We start from the raw sequence: 25,526 nt of genomic DNA on the forward strand, positions 1-25,526 counted from the left end.
TTATGGAATATTAAGATATTTATGCGTTTGTAATGAAACTCTCCATTTTGGATTATTCATAACATAATCAACAATAAGCGGAGTCATTTCTTCTTTTTTACTCCATTCTGGCTGAAGGAATAAAATTGCATTATCGTTTACTAATTCTGCCTGTTCTTCAGCAAAAATAAAATCATGCTTGTTATAGATGATCACTTTTAATTCGTGCGCGTTGTCATATACTGTTTGTGTTGGGAGTTTATTCTTTTTTGGCGATAGACAAATCCAATCCCACGTTCCAGATAATGGAAAAGCGCCAGAAGTTTCAATATGTACTTTTAAATTTTTCTCTTTCAAACGTTTTGTCAAAAGCGTCATATCCCAAGACAAAGGCTCTCCACCAGTTACAACAACTGTATCAGCGTACTTTGCAGCATTTTCAACAATTAAATCCACGCTTGTCGGCGGATGAAGCTCAGCATTCCAGCTCTCTTTCACATCACACCAATGACAACCTACATCACATCCTCCAATCCTAATAAAATAAGCAGCTCGTCCTGTATGCGAACCTTCTCCTTGAATGGTGTAGAATTCTTCCATCAAAGGAAGCATAGCTCCTTTATTTACTTCTAATTGTATTTCTTTTGGTAACATTTTAATATTTTAAGAGTGCAAAGATAGTCAATAAAATACATAACAAAAAAACCGATAGTTTTTTGAACTATCGGTTTTCTATTCTTTTTTAAAAACTTTAATTATTTTAAAGCTTTTATAGATTGTGTAGCATATGAATTTGCTGGATCTAAAACTAAAGTTTTATTGAAATACTCAATAGCTTTAGCTTTATCTGTATTAGCATAAGCAGCACCAATACCATTGTAAGCTTCTACAAATTTCTTAGCTACAGCTGGTTTAGCAACTTCTTCTGCACCCTTTGCTGAAATTTTAGAAACATATTCTTCATAGTTTTTAATGATTAAATCATCTTTATCTAATAAAGAATTAATTCTTGCTTTGTATAAATATGCTTCATCATAACTAGGAGCTGTAGCCAAAATTTTATCAAAAACAGCATCAGCTTTCCCTAGAGCAACAGCATCACGGCTTTCTTTTGGTTTGCTAGCATTACCATAATATAAAGAGATACCATAATAAACACTGTCATCCAAATAGTTTTTAGACTCTGGATTACTTGCACCAAGTTCGAAAATAGAAGCTGCTTGTCCATATTGTTTTTTACTAAACAATTCTTTTCCAAAGTCAGCAAATTCCTCAACTACTAAAGGCTCTAATTCAATAGCTTTTTTAATATCAGCCAAACCCGAATCAAAAGAAGCTTGATCTACTGTACCATCTGCTCCAGTTCCTTTTTTAATTTTAGAAAGTCCTAAATAGTAGTAATCTCTACCAATTACCTTGTTAGATGGTGTATTGATATAATCTTGAAGAGATTTAATCGCTACATCAACATTTCCGTTCTCATAAGCTGCATATCCTAAATATCTGTAAATTCTAGGATTTACTTTATCCTGAGCAATCATTTTGTTAGCAACTGTTTCCAATTGCTTGTAATCTTTAACTAAGATCAAGAAATCAGCATGACGCATTTTAGAATCAAGAGAGTAATCTGTCAAACTTAAATATTTCTCGTAGTTTGTAATTGCGTTTTGCAAATTAACTTTAGCCGTAGAAGGTTTGTTTCTTGCCCATTTGTAATACGTTTCAGCTAACTCTCTGTAAACTGGTCCGTAATTAGCATCTAAAGCGATAACTTCATTGAAAGATTTAATTGCTTCATCGTAAGATTTAGCTCCTTTCAACAAAACTCCTAATTGCATTTTCGCTCTCAACAAAGTATTATCAGCTGTAAAAGCGTCGCGGTATGCTTTGTAAGCATCATTTTGATTGTTTGCTCCATAATAAGCATCTCCAATTGCTAAAAGTGCTTGTGCATTTTGTGGATCAACCAATAAAGCACGTTTCAAAATATCTGTAGCACTTTTATAATCAGGATTTTCAGAATTCATGTAAGCTCTAGCGATGTAAATAAATTCATTTACATCTTTTTTCTTCATGTCTTTAGTAGCCAAAGTAAAATTAGCTTGAGCCGCTGCTGTGTTTTTTGCATCAAGATCTAATTGCCCTAAACCAATATAGTTTAAGTTTTTCTTATCTGATGCTTGTAATCCATTATTGTAATAGATTTTAGCAGAATCAACAACAGATTGGTTTAAATAAACATTCCCTAGCACAAAATTTGCTTCACCATCTGACGGTTTTGCTTTAATAATTGATTTAAGAAGTGATTTTGCTTTATCAAATTGTTCAGCATCTATTGCCTTCTTTGCTTGGTTGATATCTTGCGCTTTTGCTGCAGTGGCTGAGACAACTAATGCAAGACTAAAAATTTTAAATTTATTCATCTTTATCGTAATTAATTTATTCTTTATCTTTTATAATTTCACTTCTAATTTTAAGTTTTCGTCCTGGAGTTTTATACGGTAGCAATCCAGATTTTAAAACGATACGCTGTCCAATATCTCCCGCTATAAATGAAGCAAACCCCATTCCTAGCCCAGAATAACCTTGACAATTGATAATAAACAAATCACGTGCCAAAGGATATTTTCCAATTTCTAAGTCATTTTGAGTAGGACTGTAATATTCATTACTATCCAAACCTTTAACATAAAGGACATTAATCTTATTAATAGTTTCAGCCATATCAGGTGTTGGTTGGTAAAACCAATTAACACCAATCACACCAATCATTCCTTCATTTTCTGAAACAAATTTGATTACTTCATTATTCGTTTTAAAAGAGAAAACTCCCGACTTAGGTATTTCACCAATCTTTGCTAAATCTTTCATGTAACGAACGGTACTCGAATTAGGATTATCGAAAACAAGCCCCTTTATTTTACCATCTGGTTTTCCTTGCATAAAATCGATTACACTTTTCAACGCAATTAGAGTATCATTATTGCTTTTGTTTGAAATAAAAGCAATTGCATCGTGCGCAAAAGGAGTTACCCTAGGATTAATTTTGCTTTTATCGAAACGTGCTTTTTCTTCTTTAGTTAAATCTCGAGTTGTAATTACAACTTTAGCTTTTTGATTTAATAAATCATTAATTACTTCAGCTTCTGATTTTGGTTTTACCGTAATTTTTGCATCATAGTAAGTACCCTCAAAAACAGCTACCTGATCGTCTACAATTTGCTTTACTGTTTCATCAACCGTAATATCAAGTGATCCTTTTAAAATGGTTTCTTTATTAGTTTCATTATTGCTTTTTTGGTTGCACATGACAAACAAAAAGACAAAAACGACCAAACCTAGAGCCTTACTATATTTCAACATAATTATTCTTCCTTTGAATTAATTAATCTTAAAAATCTTATTCCCGAATATACAATTAGTAAACCTCCAAAAGCATATCTATATTTCCATTCCATGTTTAGCGGAAGTTTCTCCCAAAACATAATCATTAAACCGAGCACAAGATATATTAAAAAAAACAGTATTCCTAAAACAAGAAGAAATCGCTCTTTGAGCGATTTCTTCTGAATATTATTAAGCATATCTTTTAACATTATTCTGCAGATTGAATAGTAATAGGAAGAGAGTACAATACCCTAACTTTTTTACCATTTTGCTCGCCGGGAGTCCATTTTGGACATTTTTTAAGAACTCGAATTGCTTCTGCTCCTGTACCATAACCGATATCTCTTAAAACTTTAATATCTGTTAATGACCCGTCTTTTTCAACTACAAACGTAACGTAAACTTTACCTTTTAAACCTTCTTCTTCTGGAGTTTTGTAATTGTTTCCTACGAATTTGTAGAATTTATCAATACCTCCTGGGAAGTCTGGTTTTACTTCGATACCAGCTGTATTATATACAGTGTTATCTTCTTGTACCACCTCTGCTACTGGTCCTTTTCCAACTGGCTCATCAACAGTTAAAACTGCGTCTGGATCTCCTTTGATAGTCTCAGCACCAACTTTTTTGTCTTTTAAATCAACAATTTTTGGTGGGTCTTCAGTTACTTCTTCCGCTTTTGCAACCACAGGTTTAACGAATTTAACCTGATCCACTTTTGGTGGTGGTGGTGGTGGCGGTGGCATATTAGGCTTAACTTCCTCTTTTTTCGGAGGTAATTTTACCGCAGCCATCTTAACCTCTTTAACCTCTTCTTCTTCTGATGAGTCTGGCAACAAACTCGCAATAAGAGGAGCAGCAATAGCAGCACTAAAGATAAGAGAACCAATAACAAGTGCTTTCACAGTTGTTTTTCCGTTTGATTTTCTCAGCTCGTATGCTCCATATATCTTATTACGTCCTTCGAATACGATATCAAGCCACTGATTTTTTATAATATCTAATTTCATACTTCTTGATTTTTAAGTCGATAAAATTTAAGATTACTCTTATTTTTTATCTATCACTTTTGTTTCTTCTGGTGTAAACTCAGGAACAATCGCATACGTATCAACTCCAGTGATAGCCATTTCGTCCAAGATATCAACCAAATTACGGTAATTTGATTTTTTAGTTGGTTTAATGATCACAATGATTCCGTTTTTAGGTTTCCCTAAAGCTGCAGAATAAGCCAAAACATTTTTCTTTTGTTTTAGTAATTCTCTACGAATACCATCTTTACCATATGCAATATCTTTTGGTCCCACTTTTGGTGTTGCCAATAACCCCATATAGTAAACCATTTTATTATCGCCACCTAACATTACTGTCATAGTACGATTCTCGTCTACTTTGGTATCCTCACTTTTCTTATTTGGATCATCATCTTTATTTGGCAATGACAAATCCATCGATTGAGGTTTTGACAACGAAGTAGTTAACATAAAGAATGTAATCAATAAGAATGCCAAATCCACCATCGCTGTTAAATCGACTTTCGAATTTTGCTTTTTACTTCTTACTTTACCACCTTTACCACCACCGCCGTCGCCGGTATTTAATTCAGCCATCTTAGTGTATATTTTTTAATTAAAAGTCTCTTCCTCTCTTACCTGTAACTAAGTTAAAGGAATTGATTTTCTGATCTTGCAAAATATCCATAATTTTTCTAATTTTTGGATATTCTTCTTTAGCATCTCCTTTAATCGCAATCTGCAATTCTTTGTCATCCAAATCAATTGTAGCTCTTCTAGAAATTAGAAGCCATTCTTTTAATTGATTATCTAATGAATCCAAAGGAATTCCAGGTTGGTTTGCTTTAGTTCTGTCTGCCGCTTTCATATCAATGATTTGCTTTAGACCTGTAATTGGCACACCAAAATCATCCATAAGAGCAAATTTGGTTTTATCTTCTTCTGAAAATTCAATACCATATTTTGCACCCATTCCTTCAAGAGTTCTTTTACGAACTTCTCTTCCTTTGATGTCAAAAAATACCTTCCCTTTTCCTACTGTAATAATAGCCAAATCAGTATCTGGCAGTTTACTTATTGCAACAGAAGCAGGCATATCTACAGGCAATGCCTCAGGCACTTTAGCAGTAGCGGTCAAAATAAAGAACGTTAGCAAAAGGAACGCTACATCACACATCGCAGTCATATCTGTCGATGTAGACTTTTTTTTCATTTTTATTTTAGCCATTATCTTTTATTTTATTTTTTTGATTATTAAAAATCAAAAATTAATTATTGTCTTAAACTTCCTCTGAATTTTCTGTAAGTATTAACGATAGTAGTACCAGCCTCATCGATAGAGTAAGTTAAATCGTCAATTTTAGCAGTAAAGAAGTTGTAAGAAACAATTGCCAAGATAGAAGTAGAGATACCTGTAGCAGTGTTGATAAGTGCCTCAGAGATACCTGTTGCAAGAGCAGCTTGGTCAGGAGTACCAGCAGAAGCTAACGCACCAAACGCTTTAATCATACCAGATACAGTTCCTAATAATCCTCCTAATGTACCTAAAGATACTAAAGTAGAGATGATAGTCATGTTTTTCTCTAACATTGGCATTTCTAATGAAGTTGCCTCTTCAATTTCTTTGTGGATTACTTCTGAAGCTTCTTCGCTGTTGAATCCTTCTTTTTTAACATCTTGGTATTTTACCAAAGCAGATTTAATTGCGTTTGCAACTGAACCTTGTTGTTTGTCACATGAAGCGATAGCAGCCTCGATGTTTCCTTCTTTAATACTACCTTGAACGCTTTTCATGAATTTGTCAAGGTTAGTTTTTCCTGCAGCTTTACCGATAACAATAAATCTTTCAATAGAAAAAACAACAACCATTAAAAACATACCTAATAATACTGGTACGATGAAACCTCCTTTATATACTTGTCCTAATGTATTGATTGGATGTCCTGTTTCTGGATTACCTCCTTCGAAGTTCGCAGCATCTCCCATGATTACTTTCCAAATAAACACCCCTACTAAGATACACGCTACAATAATGATTCCTGTGATCATTCCTCCGCCATTTGAAGTGCTTTCTTTTTTAACTTTAACGTTTGCCATTTTTTTTAATTTTAATAGTTTTAAATAATTTTTATTTTTTAGTTATATTTAACTTGTAGAGGAGCAAATTTATACGTTTAGTTTAAATAAAAAAACTTTTTTTAATTTAATTGACCGAAATTTAACTTCAAATTAAAAAATATCTCATTAAATTGCCGGTATCATTTTTTAGATAAAACAAAAAAAAGGACGATAATTAGAAAAATTACAACGTTTTAGTAAATATTCAAAGATTCCTTTGATATCTTCTTAAAAAGCTGCGAATTTTTTTTTTATTAAATTTTCAATCAAAAAAAGCTTTTTCTTACTAAAAAAAACCACATAAAAAGTACCCAAAAACAAAGCAATACTCATATAACAATCTAAATTACAAATAAAAACATGAATAAAAAAGAGAATTTTATTGCAGATATAACTACAGGGTATTCTTCGAAGGGAGATAGCATTATACTTGGAGGAGCAATGCTTGACGGTGAGCCAATTGCAGAAGCACATGTCAAAATTCCTCTAAAAACTTTAAACCGACACGGACTAATTGCCGGCGCAACAGGAACAGGAAAAACCAAAACAATTCAGGTTTTTTCTGAGCAACTTTCTAATGCAGGAATTCCTGTATTAATGATGGATATTAAAGGTGATTTTAGCGGTATAGCTAAAGAAGGTAAAGAGGAAGGTTTTATCACAGAACGTCATGCTAAAATAAACATACCTTATAATGTAGCCGCATTTCCTGTCGAGTTGATGTCTTTATCAAAACAAAACGGAGTTCGTCTGCGTGCTACTGTTTCTGAGTTTGGACCTGTTTTGTTTTCAAGAATTTTAGATTTGAATGATACCCAGGCTGGCGTTGTGGCTGTTATCTTCAAATACTGCGACGATAACAAAATGCCTTTATTAGATTTAAAAGACATTAAGAAAGTAATCAATTATATTACAGAAGAAGGCAAAGATGAAATTGCTGCTAGTTATGGCAAAATCTCGACTGCCACAACTGGAACTATCCTTAGAAAGATTATAGAACTGGAACAGCAAGGCGGTGATTTGTTTTTTGGTGAATTGTCTTTTGAAACGGATGATTTAATGCGAATTGACGAAAACGGAAAAGGTTACGTTAATATCATCCGCTTGACGGATATTCAGGATAAACCTAAATTATTCTCGACTTTTATGCTAAGTCTTTTGGCTGAAATTTACCAGAAGATGCCAGAAAAAGGAGATGCAGACCAACCTGAATTGGTCATCTTTATTGACGAAGCGCATTTAATTTTTAATGAAGCTAGCAAAGCATTATTAGAGCAAATCGAAACAATTGTAAAATTAATTCGTTCTAAAGGTGTTGGGATTTATTTTGTAACACAAAACCCAATGGATGTTCCGAGTGGTGTTTTGGCTCAGTTGGGTTTAAAGATTCAGCACGCGCTTAGAGCTTTTACAGCAAATGATCGCCAGGCTATTAAAAAAACAGCAGACAACTACCCTACTTCTCCTTATTATAAGACTGATGAATTACTGACGAGTTTAGGAATTGGAGAGGCTTTGGTCACAGCACTTAACGAAAAAGGTATTCCAACTCCTCTTGTGGCCACTATGATGCGTGCACCAATGAGCCGAATGGACGTTTTGTCTCAATCTGAAATTGACGAAATAAATGGCAAATCGAAACTTGTTAAGAAATATGCTGAAGAGATTGACCGCGAAAGTGCTTTTGAAATTTTAAACAAAAAACTAACAGACGCTGCAGAAGTTGCAGCCCAGCAAGAAGAACAAGCTCCTGCTAAATCATCAAAAGCAGAACCGAGTACAACAGAAGTTGTTACAAAATCTGTTTTGAAAGTCGTAACAAGCGCTACTTTTATAAGAGGTGTTTTTGGTGTTTTGACTAAAATATTTAAGAAATAAAAAAACTAAACCATATAAGTTATATAAGTTCATTTAATTTATGCGAAACGCATTTATACTGACTTAAATAACTTATATGGTTTAAAAATTTTATCTATTTTCTAATAACTCCAGAATCTTGTTTTCTACTTCTGGACTATCCCAGATGTTTTCGATATTTTCCATTCGAAGCACTTCTTCCATAATTCCGTTTTGATAATCTCCGATTGCTAAAGCTTCGGCGTACGGACGATCACTAAAGGTAACACGGCTGTAAAGCGGAATCCATTTATCTGGATGTTTGTCTGAAAAAACTTTTTCTATTTTCTTTTGCAACAAGAATTTTTCATCTGCTGTTTTAGTGCTCATTTCTAAGAAATTTCGATACGAAAGCTCTGCAATGGCATCAGCATTTGGTTTTCTAGAGATCTGATATTCTGCAAATATTTTTTTCCAATCGTCTTGGTACTTTTCAATCATTTCACTCAAAACAGTGATATCTTCAAAACCAGCATTCATTCCTTGTCCGTAAAATGGAACAATCGCGTGACAGGCATCTCCAATCAAGGCAATTTTATTTTCGTAAGTCCACGGAAAACATTTCATGGTAACTAAAGTACTGGTAGGATTTTTAAAGAAATCATTTGCCAGTTCTGGAATTACTTCAATCGAGTCTGGGAAATTTTTCTCGAAGAAATCTTCGACCATTTTGCGGTCTGTTAATGACTCAAAAGAGTTTTCTCCTTCAAAAGGCATAAACAAAGTACAAGTAAAACTTCCGTCAAGATTTGGAAGTGCAATTAACATGTACTCGCCTCTTGGCCAAATATGAAATGAGTTTTTATCTAATTTATGTGTTCCGTCTGGATTTGCCGGAATATTTAGTTCTTTATATCCCATATTCAAAAATTCCTGCGAATAATTGAACATGCTCTGGCGCTGCATTCTGTGACGAATTCTAGAAAAAGCTCCATCGGCACCAAAAACCATATCAAATTTTCTTTCTTCCCACTCACCCCTTTCGCTTTCACCAATATGAAGTGTCGCATCGTTTAAAGTGACGTCCCAAACTTTCTGTTCGAAATGAAATTCAGCTCCAGCTTCTTCCGCTAGATCGATCATTTTTCTATTTAATTTTCCTCTTGAAATAGAATATATAGATTCGCCTTCCTGACCGTAATTCTGAAAATTTAATTTGTCTACCAAGTGAATGGCACGTTTGTCCATCGGAATTGCAATTTCTCTAACCGAATCACCAACACCAACTGCATCTAAAGCTTTCCAGCCACGGTTGGACATTGCTAAATTAATAGAACGACCAGAAAAATTTATTTTTCGGATATCTGGACTGCGATCATAAACGTGAACGCTGTGTCCAGCTTTTTTAAGATAAATTGCCAGAAGCGACCCTACAAGTCCAGAACCAACTACAGCAATTTTTAATGATGTTTGCATCGAGGGAAAATCTAATATTGGGTCGTAAAAATAACTAATAATAATACATGAGCTGTAAAATAAATGAACAAATTGTTCGTAAATAGTGATTCACAAAGATTATCCTGTTTTTTGATGTTTTACAAATATAACAAATTGTTATTTTATTAAATTTATTTACATAAATTAAACATTTAATTTCGTTATTACATTTATTCAATTAGTAAAACAGAAATCATGAATATTGAAATTTTACAATCGGAGATTATTTTAGAAAACGAGAAAGTACTTTTAATTCCATTTGAAAGCAAAAGAAATATAGAACTTAAAGAAATCATTTTTGATGATGAAATCTGGAAATACATGGGAATGTATGTTCGAAATGATCAGGATTTTGAAAACTATATCCAGAATACTTTACAACAGAAAGCGGCAGGAATTTGTTATCCCTTCCTTATTATAGACAAAGCTACAAACACAGTTGCGGGAAGCACACGGTATGGCTATTTAAATTATGCGAGTCAGAAATGCGAAATTGGATGGACTTGGTACGGAAAAGAGTTTCAAGGAACGGGATTAAACCAAGCATGCAAATTTGAATTGCTGAATTTTGGTTTCGAACAAATTCAATTTAGAAGAATACAATTTAGTGCAGATCTTGAAAATATAAAATCACAAAAAGCAATTGAAAAGCTGGGCGCTGTAAAAGAAGGTGTTTTCAGAAACAATTATGTCGATTCTGAAGGAAAAAGTAAAACTGATGTTTATTTTAGTATTATTTCGGAGGAATGGCAGGATGTAAAAGGACAGTATTTTGGCGAATTTGCTTAAGCTTTAATCTATAAAAACTGTATTTTAGTCCTCGATTAAATCATGAATTCTCATCGCAGACTAAAATGCAGTTATACTCAGAACATTACGTAACTCAAAAAACGGAAAGATTTGTCAATAAAGTTTGGTGTCTAGATAATAGCATTGGCGAAAGCTTGATTGAAAACAAACTCGTTCTTCCAAACGGATGTTTCAATCTTGCTTTTATAACTGGAAATTCTATTGATGTTCATACAAGTAAGGCAAAATATGAAATGAACGAAGGCGTTTACTTTTGCTCGCAAATGACAAACAAAGTTTTGGTAAACATACATCCAAAAACAAAAGTTACTATAATCCAGCTTCATACTTGGACGCTTTCTCTGTTTCCTAAATACGATTTGAGCAATTTTACAGATTCGATTATTAAAATTAATTCAGGTGAATTGCCTTTTAAAGTGGAGATTCAATCTGATATTGAAGTACTATTACAAACAATTAATGCTTATTTTGAAGCATTAGCAGATTCAAATCAAAATGTAATTGAAAAAATCTGTGAAATTATACGACTTCGCGAAGATGAAATTTCGATCTCAGAAATCGGAAAATTGTTGAATTCTTCGCAGCGATTACTTCAAATAAAATTTAAAACGGCGACTGGACTTACGATTAAAAAATACATTCAGATTTTAAAATTCAGAAAATCAGTCGATCAAATGCTGAATGCCGATTTAGAGAAAATGAGTTTAACCGAAATTGCACTTTATAATAAATACTTCGATCAATCGCATTTTATCAGAAAGTTTAAAGATGTGACTAAAACAACTCCTAAAATGTTCAATCCTGATTTGTATTTTCTTTCGCAAAAAAGATAAAATTTCGCTTTTATACAATTTTGGTACTTTTGATTGAAGTATTCTTGCAGAATCAATAATCATCAATCAATCATCAAAATGAAAATCATCAATCCCCTTTTGTTTCAATTAAAAACTATTTTAGCTGGAATTTTACTCTTTCAAATACAAATGATTTTTTCTCAAGAAGAAAAAACCTCTGCTTTGTATAAAACCATTATGTCAAAAGACAGTCTTTTATTTGATATTGGTTTTAATACTTGCGATATAAAACAATTCGAAAATTTATATACTGAAGATTTCGAGTTTTACCATGACAAAGACAGTGTTTCGGATAAAGCGAGATTTCTTAAGACTTTCAAAAGTGGCATTTGTTCTCCAACTAGAAAATACAATTACCGCAGGGAACTAATTCCTGGGAGTACCGAAATTTATCCATTATTTAAAAATGACATTTTATATGGCGCGATTCAAATGGGAACGCATCGCTTTTATGAAACTTCTGCTGGCAATCCTGAACAAGCAGGAAGCTTTGCCAAATTCACGCATCTTTGGCTCTTAAAAAATAAAGAGTGGAAATTGGCAAGATCGCTAAGCTACAATCATCAGATTACTAGTTCTACGGTAGGCTTACCTGATCTTTTTGACAATGATCAAGTAACGGAAAAATGGCTAAAAGAAAATAATGTTCCTGCTTTAGGAATTGGAATTATTACAGATGGAAAACTAAAACAGATTAAAGTTTTTGGCGAACTTAAAAAAGGCGTTTCAGCACCTTACAATACCATTTGGAATGTCGCTTCGTTGACAAAACCCGTGACTGCTATTACTGTTCTGAAATTAGTAAGTGCTGGAAAATGGGATTTAGACGAACCACTTTATAAATACTGGATTGATCCTGATATTGCAAAAGATCCTAATTTAAAATTACTGACCACGAGAATTGTTTTGAGTCATCAAACGGGTTTTCCAAATTGGAGATCTTTTAATGAATCTAAAAAATTAGATTTCAAATTCAAACCTGGAACACAATACCAGTATTCTGGAGAAGGTTTTGAATATCTGCGAAAGGCGCTGGAGAAAAAATTTCATAAAACATTGGATCAATTGGCTTCAGAATTAGTTTTTGAACCTTTAAAAATGACCGATTCCCAATTAATTTGGAATGATAAAATAGACCTTTCGAGATACGCCGTCAATTATGACAAAAACGGCAATGCTTATGAACCAACAAAAAATAAATCTGCAAATGCAGCAGACGATTTATTGACCACGATTGAAGATTATGGCAAATTTTTATCGAGCATCATGAACAACGAAGGATTAAGCAAAAAAGTTTCTGAAGACATGATTTCGCATCAAGTTCAGACCAAGAAGAATAAATATTTTGGTCTAGGTTTCGAAATTTACGATTTAGGAAATGGAAATTATGCTTTGTCTCATGGCGGTGCAGATCAAGGTGTCCAAACCATTTTTGTTTTGCTTCCAAAAACCAAACAAGGTTTAGTCATTTTTACCAATGTTGATGACGGTTATAAAGTTTACGAAAATATCGTGGTGCATTACTTAGGAGAAAATGGTCAGAAAATAGTTGAGATCGAAACAAAATAATTCACATAAAATTGAATATCAATACAAAACATGCTAAAGTTATTTATCCTTTTTTTATTATATATAAGTAAAGTTTTGACTGATTAATTGTGTTTAAAAATATTTGTTAGTTATGAGCATAGATCTACTTTTAAAGTAACTGGTCTGTGCTCTTACTTTTTTATATTCTGAAAAAAAATAAAAAATTTGGGTTAATCTTGAAACCAAATCGCAAATCAGTCGTCTAACATTTTAGGACATCTTTTTATTTCATTTAAGAAGTTTCAATCATCAATCAAAAACGAATTTCATTAATCTTAAACCATAATCAATCCCTTATGAAAAAATCAATCAAACTTATTGCACTTTTTGTTGCTTTTCAGCTTTCAGCACTGAGCATTTTTGCTCAAGATAAAGCGCAGCAAATCGAACAGCTTTTAAACAAGTATAACGAATACGGACAATTTAACGGTTCTGCCTTGGTAGCAGAAAACGGAAAAGTAATTTTCAAAAAAGGTTTTGGTTCTGCCAATATGGAATGGAATATTCCGAATCAAAGTGATACTAAATTTAGACTGGGATCTATCAGTAAACAATTTACTGCACTTTTAATTGTAAAACTGGCAGAAGAAGGAAAAATAAAACTAGATGTTCCTATTACAACTTATCTTCCAGATTATCCAAAAGAAAACGGTGGCAAAATCACTATTCATCATTTACTGACACATACTTCAGGTATTCCTAATTACACTAGCGCACCAAACTTTCTAAGAGACAAAGCAAAAAATCCATATACGCCTGAAGCCTTTGTAAAAACATTTTCTAGTCTATCGCTAGAATTTACTCCAGGCGAAAAATTCAATTACAGCAATTCGGGATATTTTTTATTGGGTTATATTATCGAAAAAATTACAGGAAAAACGTATGAGCAGAATTTGCAAGAAACTATTTTCACGCCTTTAAAAATGGTAAATTCGGGTTACGATCATAGTGATGTGATTATAAAAAACAGAGCTGCTGGTTATGAAAAAGAAGGCAAAAAAATTGTTAATGCCTCTTATATTGACATGAGCATTCCTTATGCTGCAGGATCTTTATACTCTACTGTAGAGGATTTGTATTTATGGGATCAGGCACTTTATACCAATAAACTGCTTTCTGAAAAATCGATGGAATCTTTATTCAAACCTTATATTAAAGCGTGGAATGGTTTTTACGGATACGGATGGTCAACTTATGAGGTTCCAAACGGAGACAGCAAATTAACTGTTATTGAACATGGTGGCGGTATCAACGGATTTAATACTGTTATCTCTCGCATTCCAAAAGATAAAATTCTTATCGTTTTATTGAACAACACCGGCGGAACTGTTTTAGGAGAAATGAACACGGCAATTCGCAATATTTTATACAATCAGCCTTTTAATCAGCCCAAAAAATCTCTGGCTCTTGATTTATTAGATGTTTATAATGAAAAAGGAGTTATTGCAGGAACAGATACTTATAAAAAACTAAAAAATGATCCAACTTATGCCATTAAAGAAGGCGACATGAACAGAGTTGGATATCAATTATTGCAAACTGGAAAAAAGAAAGAAGCCATTGAAGTTTTCAAAATTAATGTTGAGACTTTCCCAAAATCTGGAAATGCTTATGATAGTTTAGGTGAAGCATATTTGGCTGACGGAGACAAAAAACTAGCAATGGTCAACTATAAAAAATCTGTTGAATTGGATCCTACAAATGAAGGTGGAAAAAAAGTTCTAGAAGAGCTTTCTAAAAAATAAAGGCAAATAATTGTAAATTAATTTCTTAAAAAAACGACTCCGATAAAATAGCTCTAACAGTTATTTTATCGGAGTTTTTGTTACAACTTGGGACATTCAAATTCGGTCAATTATTTTTTAAAAATACTATTTTAGCCTCACCCAAAATAATTGAATAACCTATGAAAAATTTGAAAAACAATCGTTTTCTAACTGTCTTGCTATGTCTTTTTATTTCTTCTAAATCTTTATCACAAAGCAATCAGCCATTAATGCCTAGCCAGCAGCATAAAATTATAATCGATAAAATTGTTGAAGCTACTCATTACAAAAACTACGTAATTGATTTCTGTCTCTCAAAAATAAATGAAGCTTCGGCAAAAGAAGGCTGGAATGACCAAAAGGCAATGGAAGTTACCCAAAGCATTAACTACAAAAACTTTAGAGATGCGATCTACAACAGTTTTGTAGTGTTTGACGAAGTTGAATTGGAAACTTTATTAAAAGCCTACGAAAAAGATCCTGCCTATCAAACACAAAATGTCATGACCAACAATAGGGTTCTGATTAATAATCTGAACATTTTTGCGAATGATATTGTTCTTGGGAAATATATTTCTAAGTAAGGTTCTGAGGTTCTGAGGTTCTGAGGTTCTTAACCTTTGTCAAAGTTTTAAACTTTGACAAAGGCTGTAACTTCAAACCTCAAACATGAAACCTCAAACAAAAAATCTACTTCTTAGGTTTTAAAATCAGTTTGGTTGATGTTTTTATGATTTCGTCTTTGTTTAATTTCATTTTTCTGAACTTTCCTGCGTTGTACATTTCGGCTTGATCGTCGTAATGTTTGCTAAACGGATTTCCAGATTGGCCAGTTGGCAAAATACTCCAGCTGTTTTCTACATCTGAAAAATCGACAATTCTTCTTGTTGAAGGTCCGCCTTTGGTATAATATTTACCTTCATCGTTAAATCCGAAGAATAAATTATTGATGACTTCATTTGAACCTGGAGAATTAAATGGCCCAACATTAAACAATCCGCGAAGCGCTTTGACTTTTCCTAATGGATGTTCGTGTTCTACGGTATGCACTTTTCCCCAATTCCATTCTGAAATATTTTCACCTAGCTGATTCTGCAGAGCAACAACAGCATCATGAAAAGATTTTGAAACAACGTCTGTTCTGGTTTCTTTTATATTTTTTGTTTTGATGTTATCCCACCAAACCGAATTTTCATTTTTTATCTGATTGGCGATTACTTGTTTTCCAAGAGAAATTCCCAAAAATAAATTGAAATTATCTTTTCCCATTTCGTCTTCAAATGTATTTTTCAAATACAAATAAATCCATTTATTGTAAATCGTTGTCGCGACATCTTCAATATTTGTGGTTCCTTTCCAAGATTTTAAAGCATTTATAACTTCCTTTTCTTTGTTAGAAAGCGGTTTATTATCTAAACTTGCAATTAAGTTTTTAGTCGTTTCAACAGCAACATCAGAAGTATTATCATAAATCATTTTACTAATGCCTTCTTTGTCCCAATCTGATTTTGCATTTAAAATTCCAGAAATTCTTTTAGCGCGATCTTCAGGCAAATAATATCCTGGATATAAATAACCGTTATCTATAGCTTCCGGCTGATTATTTGCCGAATAAACATATCCCCATTCTGGATTTTCTGCTGATGGGTTTTCTTCAAAATCTAAAAACTTCGTAATATCATCTTTTCCACTTGAACCGTCCAAAATCAAATGCGTATTAACACCTTCATTATGTCGGTACAATTTCCCGCTCGCCCACCAAGCAACATTTCCTTTAGCATCGCCATACATAACATTTAATCCTGGCGCTGCAATTAAAGAAACTGCCTTTTTAAACTCGGTTGTGTTTTTAGCATGTGAAAGTCCGTAGGCCGCGTCTAAAATCTGAATTGGCTCTCTCGTGTACGTCCAAGACATAGCAATAGGATTCTTCTTTCCTAAAAGATCTATAAAATCATTCATAACTGGTCCGTGACGAGTAATCTTTACCTCCAAAACAACATCTGATGAATCTTTTACTTTAATCGTTTTTCTTCTGATTTTGTATTTACTGAAACCTGTTGGTGTTTGATACTGAGAAGCATCATCTGCTTTATTTTTTTCTTGGTAAAAATCGATATCATCATTTTCAAACATCGTTAAACCATAAGCATAATCCCTGTTGTGTGCCAAAAGCGGAAACGGAGTTCCAGCCAAATAACATCCGTACAATTCATGCTTTGGTGTTACAATATGCGCTTCATACCAAGTTGCAGGCTGCGAAAATCCAATATGCGGATCATTAGCAAAAATAACTTTTCCTGTTTTTGATTTATGTGGCCCAACAACCCAGCTATTGCTTCCAACAAATGGAGGAATTGGAGATTGATCCAACATAGCAGTTATAGATTTTGAAATCTCGGTATACTCTTCTGTTTTCTCTTTAGAAATTCTAATTTTTGTATTATTAAATTCGCCTTCAATACCTAAATCTTTAAGATAAGTGGCACCGTATTTATTTTTAATATCGGTCAATAACGGATCTGTTTTCTGCGCCATGGCAAAACTAAAAGACATATATCCAAAAATATTATAAACGTCTTTTATGGTAAATTTTTGTTTTTTTACACCAACCAGTGTAAATTCTATCGGCGTCACCCCTTCTTCTAAATATTGATTAATTCCATCCAAATAGGCATGTGTCAGTTTATAACTTTCGCTGTTTTTATCCAATTTTGCAATGGCTTTTGCCGAAGCTTCTTCGATTCCGATTCCAGCAAAAAACTTATCATTTTTAAGCGCTACACCGCCAAAAAGTTCAGATAAACGTCCTGGAGCAATTCGACGTAACAATTCCATTTGCCATAATCTTTCCTGCGCATGTACATAACCAAGTGCAGTCATAGCATCTTTTTCAGAATCGGCATAAATATGAGGCACTCCAAAATCATCAAAATAAACTGTGGTTTCTTTCTCGAGATTATTCAATTGTATAGAACCTTCATATTTCGGTTTTAGATGAAAAATGTAAGCGCATAAACCAATCGCAAGAATTACAATAAGAACCAATAATGTCAACAGGATTTTTTTAATTATTCTCATATTTTAAAAAAGGATGAAATTCGTAATAATGTAACTTTTCTTAAAAATCTTATAAGAGACAACAGTCTTTAAAAGTCTAAATTTATGTATTTAAAATTAATCCTATAAATGTCAGTATATAAAAAAATAGCGATTGTTGTAATTTCTCTTCTTGCACTTGTAATTATTGCCAATATTGGGTTGAATTATTGGATTAAAAAACAGCTTCCCATCATCATTCACGAAAAAAATAAAACCGCATATAATATCAATTACGAAAAAATTGAAGTCTCTCTTTTTTCTAGAAATATCAACGCACAGACTTTATTGGTTAGTCCTAAAAATGCACCGAAAGACAGCAAAAATGGACTTTTTTCTAAAATTGAATCCATTACGATCAAACATTTTAATATTTGGGATTTGGCGTTTCGAGATATTATTCAGGCAGAAAGTATCATTATCAATAAACCGCGAATCATTTTATACAAAAAAGGCGAAAAACTCATCAATAATAGCAAAAGCATTGAAAAAGAAATTATTGATCCGTTTCGAAAAATTATTGCAGTTTCCAATATTTACCTCAACGACGGATCGGTTGATGTGGTCTCTTTAGATACAGATAAACCTATTTTTAGCATAAAAAAAATACTTTTAAAACTGGAAGGAATTTTAATTACCGATGCAACTTTAAAAGAAAAAATTCCGATTCAATATAAAAAATATGCTCTCGTTTGCGACAGTTTATTTTACAGACCAAATGGTTTTTATTACATCAATATTGGAAAAATAAGCACCGAAAAGAATTTTTTAAAGATTAATAATTTCTCTAATCTGCCTCAATTTGAGCGTAGAGAATTTTTAAAGCGTCTTGAAAAAGAAAAGGACATTTACAATTTAAAATTTGATTCGGCTCAAGTCGCAAAAATGGACTGGGGTTTCAGAAATAATCAGTTTTATTTCAAAGCAAATTCGCTGATTATCCACCATTTTGATGCTAATATTTACCGCGGAAAAATGCTGAAAGACGATCCAAGCAAAAAATATCTTTATAATCATTTATTGCGAAATCTGAAATTTCCGCTTCAAGTTGACACATTACAAGTTTTAAAATCGAAATTGGTTTATGAAGAAGAACTTGATTTTGCCAAAGGTCCCGGAGTTTTAACTTTCGATAAATTCAATCTGCAAGCAACTAATTTAAGAAGTGGTTTTGGTCTGAAAAAAACGGACGATGTAAAAATCAAAGTCAAATGTATTTTTATGAAAAATTCTCCGCTTGATGTCGATTGGCGTTTTAATGTTCTGGACAAAAGCGACGGATTTCATATTCAGGGCGTGATTTCAAATTTTGATGTTGGAGCTATGACTAGATTCACTAAACCCTACATCAACAGTACTTTTACCGGAACTTTCAATAAATACCGTTTTAATTTTTATGGAAATGATAATGGATCGAAAGGAAATGCCTCTTTAGATTATGAAGATCTGAAAGTCAAATTATACCAAAAGAAAAATCCTGAAAAAGAAGCCAAACTCAAAACAGCAGTTGCTAATTTACTAGTCAAAAACGATTCGAAAGAAAAGCCCAAAACCGCCGAAGTCGAAGTCGAAAGGCTTCAAGATAGATCGTTCTACAATCTTTTGTGGAGAAGCATTGCAGAATCCTTGAAGAAGATTTTGATTTAGTTTTTTTCTGCCACGAATTCACGAATTTAATTTAAAACAATTTGTGAATTCGTGGCAGAAAAACTTTCTCAACAATTTACAAACCTGACAATTATCAGGTTTTAGAAAATTCCTTTTTTCAATATTTGTCTCTATTTTAATCCGAATACAAATGACAAAAAATAATCTGCATACTTTTCATATTCCAGTAATGGGACTTGCTTATACCATAGACAGTCCGATTCGAGTAGCGCAGTACGGAATTTCATCTGTTGTTGCTTTAGCAGACGATGATCTGATTGAAAAGATGCGTAATTTTTACAGCACAAAATTCAACATTCCTTACGAAGAAATCACTCAAAAATTTCACGACTACCGCGCTGAAAGAATTACCTCTTATTTAAATTTAGTCGATAAAATTGTAAAAGAGAAATTCGAAAACTTCAAAACAGAATTGACAGAAAGCAAAACGGCTTTAGAAAATTTCATGTCAATGCTGCCGAATACTTCTGATATTAAAAAGGGATTTCAGGCTTTATTGGATGACGGAATTGCTTTTAAAGAAAACATTCAAAATTACATTGAATCGCATCTTTTTCCAGGAGAAATCGATGTGAATATCATGACGAAATTAGACAAAGATAATTTTGTCAAAAACGAACAACTTCCAGTTGAGTTTAATGACGCACACGCAGCTTTAAGAGGTTTTGCTAAAAGTAACTTGGAATCTTCTGTAGTTCTTTCTGCTGGAATGAATCCAAGGTTGTTTGGTTATTTCGAAAACTTCAAAGATTTTTTTCCGAATGAAAATAACGAACTAAAAAAGAAAATCATTTTAAAAGTAAGTGATTTTAGATCGGCAATGATTCAAGGAAATTTCTTGGCGAAAAAAGGACTTTGGGTTTCAGAATACAGAATTGAATCTGGATTAAACTGCGGCGGACATGCCTTTGCAACTGATGGGCTCTTATTAGGGACCATTTTAGAGGAATTCAAGCAGAAAAAAGATCAATTGATACAATCTGCCCACGAATTAATGATTAAAGCTTTACAGGCAAAAAATCAGCCTATTCCTGAAAATCCTTTAGAATTAAAAATTACGGTTCAAGGCGGTGTTGGAACTGCTGCAGAACATGAATTTTTATTGGACGAATATAAAGTTGATTCTGTAGGTTGGGGTTCGCCATTCTTATTAGTTCCCGAAGCAACATCTGTCGATAAAGAAACTCGCAATTTGTTGATGAAAGCCAAAGAAGATGATTTTTACTTAAGCAATATTTCTCCTTTGGGAGTTCCTTTTAACACTTTGAAAGGAACTACAAATGAATTTTTAAAGCAAAAACGCATTCATGAAAATAAAGCAGGAAGTTCTTGTCCGAAGAAATTTCTAGCTTTAAGCAAAGAATATGATCCACACGGAATTTGCACAGCTTCAAAAAAATATCAGGATATTAAACTGGAAGAATTAGAAGCAAAAAAAGATTCGATATCTAATGACGAATTTGAGAAGAGTAAAATCAAAATCACCGAAAAATCATGTTTATGTGTTGGTTTGGCCAATGCTTCTTATCTAGAAAACGATATTAAAATAAAAGGTCAGGCTCAAGGCGTTGTAATTTGTCCAGGCCCGAACTTAGCTTATTTTGATCAAGAAGTTTCTTTAAAAGAAATGATCCAGCATATTTATCAAGGCAAATCGGTTATTAGAACAGACCGCCCGAACTTATTTATAAAAGAGCTTAAAATGTATGTTGAATATTTTAGAAATGAGCTTCAGTCTATTTCTGGAGAACTTACAACAGCTCAGCTTAAAAAATGGACTACTTTTAAATCTAATCTGTTAGATGGAATTGAGTATTATAAAAATTTATTTGAATCGACGTCAGTCTTTAAGGGTCATCTTGATCAACTCGATTCTTGTAAATCAGAATTAGTTGGTATTAAAATTCCCGTTTCAGAGTTGGTTTAAAATTGAAAACCCCAAATTAAATTTTAATTTGGGGTTTGTTTTTATTTATAGAATAATTATTCCTTCTTCTTATTTTTACTATCAATAACAGCACCTGTTCCAGTTCCTAATGCAGCTCCGGCTAAACCGCCAATAATGGCACCTTCGCCTTTTTTCTTACTGACAATTGCTCCTGTTGCGGCACCTACTCCAGCACCAATTACAGCTCCTTTAGCAGTTGCGCTCCAACCTTTCTTTTTAGCTGGTGCAGCTGTCGTTGTTGCGTCTTGCTGATGCACTACGACAACTTTCTCTTTTTGAGCTTCGATCTTTTCCTCGTTTAATTTCGCCATTTCAGTCTTCATCGAATCGATAACACGCTGTTTGTTAATCTCAACTTTCATTGAATCAATGCTGGCTTGCTTGGCTTTATTTACATCTTCTTTGCTCTGATTTTGGCAAGAAGCTAAAAATATCACGGTTAATAAAATATATAAGCCTTTCATGATTGTAAGTTTTAAAAAATTATACATTACAAAGTTCTTAATATCTGCTATAATAATTATTACAGAATTTTTTAGAAAGTTTATAAGATTTGAAGTTTTTGATGTTTCTCGCTGCGTTTTATTTTTCAAGCTGAATGAAAATAATCTCGCAATCCCGATAGCTATCGGGAACGAAGACGGAAAATTTTTAATCTTTTAAATTTAATAGCGTTCAGCTTTAGCTGGATGAAAAAGTGATTAAAAAAAAAAGCTTTAGCCAAACTGCACTAGTTTGGCTAAAGCCCCATTAACTTCATCTTTAATACCTCCAGCTTAAGCAGGAGGCAATTCAAAAAAAATCTTTTTAATCCTTTTAATCTGTGGCAAAAAAACTTTACGCCTTCGTTCCCGATAGCTATCGGGATTGCGAGATTAATAAACCCTTACTTTCCTAAAATTCCTTTTTTCAGAATTTGTCCAAAGTCATACATATCTTCATAAGAGCAATATAACGGAACTGGTGCTAGACGAATAACGTTTGGTTCACGCCAATCTGTGATTACCCCATTTTTCATTAAATAATCAAACAATGCTCTTCCTTCTCCGTGAAGGAAAACAGACAATTGTGAAGCTCTTTCTTCTGGATTTGAAGGCGTGATGATTTCAAAAGTACTTTCTACTTCCTTATCGATTTCATGAAGAATAAATTCCAGATAAGAAGTAATATGGTCACGTTTTTTAATTAAAGCATCCATTCCAACTTCAGCAAACATTTCTACTGAAGCTAAATATGGTGCTAGAGAAAGAACCGGAAGATTACTAATCTGCCATCCGTCTGCACCGTGAACTGGATCAAAGTTTGGTTCCATTTTAAAGCGACGTTCTTTGTTATGTCCCCACCATCCCGCAAATCTTGGCAAGTCTGAATTATGATGTTTTTCGTGAACAAAACAACCCGAAGCATTTCCTGGACCCGAATTCATATATTTATAACTGCACCAAGCGGCAAAATCTACATTCCAATCGTGAAGTTCTAGTTTAATATTTCCAGCAGCGTGAGCCAAATCCCACCCTACTTTTGCTCCTGCTTTTTGTCCTGCAGCTGTAATGGTTTTAATATCAAAAACTTGTCCGGTATAATAATTTACTCCTCCAATTAATACCAAAGCCAGTTCGTCGCCAACTTCTTCAATCTTAGCCAAAACATCTTCTAAACGAATATTATGTTCTCCTTCTCTGCGTTTAATTTCGACAATTGCATCTTCTGGTTTGTATCCGTGAAAATTCACCTGACTTTGAAACATATATTGATCTGATGGAAAAGCTTTTTCTTCGCAGATAATTTTATAGCGTGTTTTAGTCGGCTGATAAAAAGAAACCATCAGCAAATGAAGATTCACTGTCAAAGTATTCATAACCGTAACTTCAGACGGAAGCGCGCCAACAATTTTACTCAATGGCTCAGCAAATCTTTCTTGATAATCCCACCAAGGTTTTTCAGCATAAAAATGACCTTCGACAGCAAGTTCTGCCCAATCATTCATTACTTCATCAATATAAGCTTTGGTGCGTTTTGGCTGTAATCCTAGAGAATTTCCTGTGAAATAAATTACTCGTTTATCATTTACTTTAGGAAAAATAAATTGTTCTTGATAATGATTTAATGCGTCTTTCGAATCTAGCTCTCGTGCAAATTCGCGTGTATTTTGAAAAGTCATTGTGTTTTTGTTTTGGATGCTAAAATAACAAAAATTGTTTGTTTTGTTTCAGGTTTAAGGTTTCAAGTTGAATTGCTTTGTGTTTTTTAACCGCAAAGAGCGCAAAGGATTTTTTATCAAGGCTATTGGTTACAAACGCTAAGTTCGCAAAGCTTTGCGTTCTTTTGCATTTGGCAAGCATAGACTCAGTAAAAAGCCCTTGTGCTCTTTGTTATTTAACCGCAAAGTTCGCAAGGCTTTTTTATCAAGGCTAACGTTTATAAACGCTAAGTTCGCAAAGCTTTGCGTTCTTTTGTTTATGGTAAACATATACTGAGCAAAAAAACTTTGCGCTCTTTGCGTTTAAAATTTCTCAACGAATGTCAAACTTGAAACCTGAAACTTGAAACAAATAAAAAACCCGACAGCTTCTTAAAAACTGTCGGGTCTTCTTTATATTATAAATTCTAATTAAAGAATTAACATCGCGTCTCCGTAAGAATAGAATTTGTATCCTTCTTTGATTGCTTCGTCGTATGCTTTTTTCATTAAATCGTGTCCACAGAAAGCAGAAATCATCATTAATAATGTTGATTTTGGTGTGTGGAAGTTAGTAATCATACAGTTTGCAATACTGAAATCGTGAGGAGGGAAAATAAATTTATTTGTCCATCCTTCATAAGGATTCAAAGTATTTGCAGAAGAAACAGAACTTTCAATTGCACGCATAGAAGTTGTTCCTACAGCACATATACGTTTTTTCTTTGCTTTTCCTTCATTAACAATATCGCAAGCTTCTTGAGTAATGATTAATTCCTCAGAGTCCATTTTGTGTTTAGATAAATCTTCAACCTCAACTGGGTTAAAAGTTCCTAAACCAACGTGTAAAGTTACCTCAGCAAAGTTTACTCCTTTGATTTCTAATTTCTTCAAAAGGTGTTTTGAGAAGTGTAAACCCGCAGTTGGTGCAGCTACAGCTCCTTCTTCTTTTGCATAGATTGTTTGGTATCTTTCAGCATCTTCAGCAGTTACTTCTCTGTTGATGTATTTAGGAATTGGAGTTTCTCCAAGTTCAGTCAATTTATTTCTGAATTCTTCATAAGAACCATCGTATAAGAAACGTAATGTTCTACCACGAGAAGTTGTATTGTCAATTACCTCAGCAACTAACGAATCGTCATCACCAAAATAAAGTTTGTTACCAATACGGATTTTTCTAGCTGGATCAACTAAAACATCCCAAAGGCGTTGCTCCGAATTTAATTCTCTTAATAAGAAAACCTCAATTCTCGCTCCCGTTTTTTCTTTGTTTCCGTACAAACGCGCAGGGAAAACTTTTGTATTGTTAAGAATTAAAACGTCTCCGTCATCAAAATAATTGATAACATCTTTAAACATTTTATGTTCGATAGTGTTTTTTTTACGGTCAATTACCATTAAACGAGATTCATCTCTGTTTTCTGCTGGAAATTCAGCCAAAAGTTCTTTCGGTAAATTGAAATTGAAGTGTGATAATTTCATATTTGAGTTGTTGATTTTAGAGTGTAGCTTTTAGATTTGTTTATCTAAAAATTTAAATCGGTTGCAAATATACGATTGTGAGATAGGCGTTGTCAAGTGTTTTGATGTTTATTTTCAAAAGTCCTTGATTTACTGCACTTTCAGATTGACTTAAAAAGCTATTCTTTAAGTCAATTTTAACTTTTTAGAACCATATAAGGAATATAAGTTCATTTAAAGCAAACCTATAATTTGGCTAAAGCCGAAAAAACATCTATGAAAACCTCAGTTAAAGCTAAAGGCAATTCATTTACGAAAAAAA

Annotated in this window: 21 protein-coding genes; 8 read left to right on the plus strand and 13 right to left on the minus strand. The window is 33.2% G+C overall.

What is annotated here, in order from left to right:
* The 8 genes from OZP10_RS06590 to OZP10_RS06625 all read right to left on the minus strand — a co-directional run bounded on the left by OZP10_RS06590 (nt 1) and on the right by OZP10_RS06625 (nt 6,475).
* Nucleotides 1–633, minus strand: a complete 633-nt coding sequence (locus OZP10_RS06590; RefSeq protein ID WP_198855500.1) for a 7-carboxy-7-deazaguanine synthase QueE — start codon at nt 631–633, stop codon at nt 1–3.
* Nucleotides 634–734: 101 nt separating this feature from the next.
* Entirely contained in the window at nt 735–2,402 is a 1,668-nt protein-coding gene (locus OZP10_RS06595; protein WP_281633986.1) for a tetratricopeptide repeat protein, read from the minus strand.
* A gap of 16 nt (nt 2,403–2,418) precedes the next feature.
* On the minus strand, nt 2,419–3,342 hold the full coding sequence (locus OZP10_RS06600; RefSeq protein ID WP_281633987.1) for a PstS family phosphate ABC transporter substrate-binding protein: 924 nt from the start codon (nt 3,340–3,342) through the stop codon (nt 2,419–2,421).
* A gap of 2 nt (nt 3,343–3,344) precedes the next feature.
* On the minus strand, nt 3,345–3,575 hold the full coding sequence (locus OZP10_RS06605; protein WP_111365906.1) for a hypothetical protein: 231 nt from the start codon (nt 3,573–3,575) through the stop codon (nt 3,345–3,347).
* Entirely contained in the window at nt 3,575–4,375 is an 801-nt protein-coding gene (locus OZP10_RS06610) for an energy transducer TonB (RefSeq protein WP_111376541.1), read from the minus strand. The genes OZP10_RS06605 and OZP10_RS06610 overlap by 1 nt, the downstream gene beginning before the upstream one ends.
* A gap of 39 nt (nt 4,376–4,414) precedes the next feature.
* Nucleotides 4,415–4,975, minus strand: coding sequence for an ExbD/TolR family protein (locus tag OZP10_RS06615; RefSeq protein WP_281633988.1), 561 nt, complete (start codon nt 4,973–4,975; stop codon nt 4,415–4,417).
* A gap of 19 nt (nt 4,976–4,994) precedes the next feature.
* Nucleotides 4,995–5,606, minus strand: a complete 612-nt coding sequence (locus OZP10_RS06620; RefSeq protein ID WP_201999704.1) for an ExbD/TolR family protein — start codon at nt 5,604–5,606, stop codon at nt 4,995–4,997.
* Nucleotides 5,607–5,650: 44 nt separating this feature from the next.
* Nucleotides 5,651–6,475, minus strand: coding sequence for a MotA/TolQ/ExbB proton channel family protein (locus tag OZP10_RS06625; protein ID WP_177211948.1), 825 nt, complete (start codon nt 6,473–6,475; stop codon nt 5,651–5,653).
* A gap of 381 nt (nt 6,476–6,856) precedes the next feature.
* Between OZP10_RS06625 and OZP10_RS06630 the strand changes: the two genes are divergently transcribed.
* Nucleotides 6,857–8,374 carry a helicase HerA-like domain-containing protein gene (locus tag OZP10_RS06630; RefSeq protein WP_281633989.1) on the plus strand — a complete coding sequence of 506 codons (1,518 nt, stop codon included), beginning with the start codon at nt 6,857–6,859 and terminating at the stop codon, nt 8,372–8,374.
* Nucleotides 8,375–8,464: 90 nt separating this feature from the next.
* Here the strand turns inward: OZP10_RS06630 and OZP10_RS06635 are convergent, their stop codons facing one another.
* On the minus strand, nt 8,465–9,808 hold the full coding sequence (locus OZP10_RS06635) for an FAD-dependent oxidoreductase (RefSeq protein ID WP_281633990.1): 1,344 nt from the start codon (nt 9,806–9,808) through the stop codon (nt 8,465–8,467).
* A gap of 216 nt (nt 9,809–10,024) precedes the next feature.
* Here OZP10_RS06635 and OZP10_RS06640 point away from each other — a divergent pair, with 216 nt between their 5' ends.
* The 5 genes from OZP10_RS06640 (at nt 10,025) to OZP10_RS06660 (ending at nt 15,433) form a co-directional block, all read left to right on the plus strand.
* On the plus strand, nt 10,025–10,618 hold the full coding sequence (locus OZP10_RS06640; protein ID WP_281633991.1) for a GNAT family N-acetyltransferase: 594 nt from the start codon (nt 10,025–10,027) through the stop codon (nt 10,616–10,618).
* A 65-nt stretch (nt 10,619–10,683) separates the two neighbouring features.
* Nucleotides 10,684–11,472, plus strand: coding sequence for a helix-turn-helix domain-containing protein (locus OZP10_RS06645; RefSeq protein WP_281633992.1), 789 nt, complete (start codon nt 10,684–10,686; stop codon nt 11,470–11,472).
* A gap of 150 nt (nt 11,473–11,622) precedes the next feature.
* Nucleotides 11,623–13,062 (plus strand): serine hydrolase domain-containing protein, encoded by a 1,440-nt coding sequence (locus OZP10_RS06650; RefSeq protein ID WP_432419409.1) that lies wholly within the window; start codon nt 11,623–11,625, stop codon nt 13,060–13,062.
* 317 nt (nt 13,063–13,379) lie between these two features.
* Nucleotides 13,380–14,828 (plus strand): serine hydrolase, encoded by a 1,449-nt coding sequence (locus tag OZP10_RS06655; protein WP_281633994.1) that lies wholly within the window; start codon nt 13,380–13,382, stop codon nt 14,826–14,828.
* Nucleotides 14,829–14,989: 161 nt separating this feature from the next.
* Entirely contained in the window at nt 14,990–15,433 is a 444-nt protein-coding gene (locus OZP10_RS06660) for a hypothetical protein (protein ID WP_281633995.1), read from the plus strand.
* A gap of 106 nt (nt 15,434–15,539) precedes the next feature.
* Here OZP10_RS06660 and OZP10_RS06665 read toward each other — a convergent pair whose 3' ends face one another.
* Entirely contained in the window at nt 15,540–17,930 is a 2,391-nt protein-coding gene (locus tag OZP10_RS06665) for a penicillin acylase family protein (RefSeq protein WP_281633996.1), read from the minus strand.
* A 108-nt stretch (nt 17,931–18,038) separates the two neighbouring features.
* On the opposite strand from OZP10_RS06665, the gene OZP10_RS06670 reads away from it, so the two are divergent.
* The gene (locus OZP10_RS06670; RefSeq protein ID WP_281633997.1) at nt 18,039–19,595 is read left to right on the plus strand and encodes a hypothetical protein; all 1,557 of its coding nucleotides are present in this window, start codon (nt 18,039–18,041) and stop codon (nt 19,593–19,595) included.
* Between the two features lie 151 nt (nt 19,596–19,746).
* Nucleotides 19,747–21,543 (plus strand): hypothetical protein, encoded by a 1,797-nt coding sequence (locus OZP10_RS06675; protein ID WP_281633998.1) that lies wholly within the window; start codon nt 19,747–19,749, stop codon nt 21,541–21,543.
* Between the two features lie 56 nt (nt 21,544–21,599).
* On the opposite strand, the gene OZP10_RS06680 is transcribed toward OZP10_RS06675, so the two are convergent.
* From OZP10_RS06680 to queA, 3 genes are all read right to left on the minus strand, one after another.
* Entirely contained in the window at nt 21,600–22,028 is a 429-nt protein-coding gene (locus OZP10_RS06680; RefSeq protein ID WP_281633999.1) for a YMGG-like glycine zipper-containing protein, read from the minus strand.
* Between the two features lie 422 nt (nt 22,029–22,450).
* Entirely contained in the window at nt 22,451–23,725 is a 1,275-nt protein-coding gene (gene kynU, locus OZP10_RS06685; RefSeq protein WP_281634000.1) for a kynureninase, read from the minus strand.
* A gap of 450 nt (nt 23,726–24,175) precedes the next feature.
* Entirely contained in the window at nt 24,176–25,225 is a 1,050-nt protein-coding gene (gene queA / locus OZP10_RS06690; protein ID WP_177211934.1) for a tRNA preQ1(34) S-adenosylmethionine ribosyltransferase-isomerase QueA, read from the minus strand.
* Nucleotides 25,226–25,526: the final 301 nt, after the last annotated feature.

Source organism: Flavobacterium luteolum, from assembly GCF_027111275.1.
Classification (GTDB): Bacteria; Bacteroidota; Bacteroidia; order Flavobacteriales; family Flavobacteriaceae; genus Flavobacterium; species Flavobacterium luteolum.

Excerpts from the sequence above, each read along its gene's own strand:
- OZP10_RS06660 (WP_281633995.1), top strand. The coding sequence starts at position 14,990 with ATGAAAAATTTGAAAAACAATCGTTTTCTAACTGTCTTGCTATGTCTT.
- OZP10_RS06595 (WP_281633986.1), bottom strand. The coding sequence starts at position 2,402 with ATGAATAAATTTAAAATTTTTAGTCTTGCATTAGTTGTCTCAGCCACT.
- OZP10_RS06645 (WP_281633992.1), top strand. The coding sequence starts at position 10,684 with ATGCAGTTATACTCAGAACATTACGTAACTCAAAAAACGGAAAGATTT.
- OZP10_RS06620 (WP_201999704.1), bottom strand. The coding sequence starts at position 5,606 with ATGGCTAAAATAAAAATGAAAAAAAAGTCTACATCGACAGATATGACT.
- OZP10_RS06600 (WP_281633987.1), bottom strand. The coding sequence starts at position 3,342 with ATGTTGAAATATAGTAAGGCTCTAGGTTTGGTCGTTTTTGTCTTTTTG.
- OZP10_RS06610 (WP_111376541.1), bottom strand. The coding sequence starts at position 4,375 with ATGAAATTAGATATTATAAAAAATCAGTGGCTTGATATCGTATTCGAA.
- OZP10_RS06635 (WP_281633990.1), bottom strand. The coding sequence starts at position 9,808 with ATGCAAACATCATTAAAAATTGCTGTAGTTGGTTCTGGACTTGTAGGG.
- kynU (WP_281634000.1), bottom strand. The coding sequence starts at position 23,725 with ATGACTTTTCAAAATACACGCGAATTTGCACGAGAGCTAGATTCGAAA.
- OZP10_RS06590 (WP_198855500.1), bottom strand. The coding sequence starts at position 633 with ATGTTACCAAAAGAAATACAATTAGAAGTAAATAAAGGAGCTATGCTT.
- OZP10_RS06630 (WP_281633989.1), top strand. The coding sequence starts at position 6,857 with ATGAATAAAAAAGAGAATTTTATTGCAGATATAACTACAGGGTATTCT.
- OZP10_RS06665 (WP_281633996.1), bottom strand. The coding sequence starts at position 17,930 with ATGAGAATAATTAAAAAAATCCTGTTGACATTATTGGTTCTTATTGTA.
- OZP10_RS06605 (WP_111365906.1), bottom strand. The coding sequence starts at position 3,575 with ATGTTAAAAGATATGCTTAATAATATTCAGAAGAAATCGCTCAAAGAG.
- queA (WP_177211934.1), bottom strand. The coding sequence starts at position 25,225 with ATGAAATTATCACACTTCAATTTCAATTTACCGAAAGAACTTTTGGCT.
- OZP10_RS06640 (WP_281633991.1), top strand. The coding sequence starts at position 10,025 with ATGAATATTGAAATTTTACAATCGGAGATTATTTTAGAAAACGAGAAA.
- OZP10_RS06625 (WP_177211948.1), bottom strand. The coding sequence starts at position 6,475 with ATGGCAAACGTTAAAGTTAAAAAAGAAAGCACTTCAAATGGCGGAGGA.
- OZP10_RS06670 (WP_281633997.1), top strand. The coding sequence starts at position 18,039 with ATGTCAGTATATAAAAAAATAGCGATTGTTGTAATTTCTCTTCTTGCA.
- OZP10_RS06655 (WP_281633994.1), top strand. The coding sequence starts at position 13,380 with ATGAAAAAATCAATCAAACTTATTGCACTTTTTGTTGCTTTTCAGCTT.
- OZP10_RS06650 (WP_432419409.1), top strand. The coding sequence starts at position 11,623 with ATGATTTTTTCTCAAGAAGAAAAAACCTCTGCTTTGTATAAAACCATT.
- OZP10_RS06675 (WP_281633998.1), top strand. The coding sequence starts at position 19,747 with ATGACAAAAAATAATCTGCATACTTTTCATATTCCAGTAATGGGACTT.
- OZP10_RS06680 (WP_281633999.1), bottom strand. The coding sequence starts at position 22,028 with ATGAAAGGCTTATATATTTTATTAACCGTGATATTTTTAGCTTCTTGC.
- OZP10_RS06615 (WP_281633988.1), bottom strand. The coding sequence starts at position 4,975 with ATGGCTGAATTAAATACCGGCGACGGCGGTGGTGGTAAAGGTGGTAAA.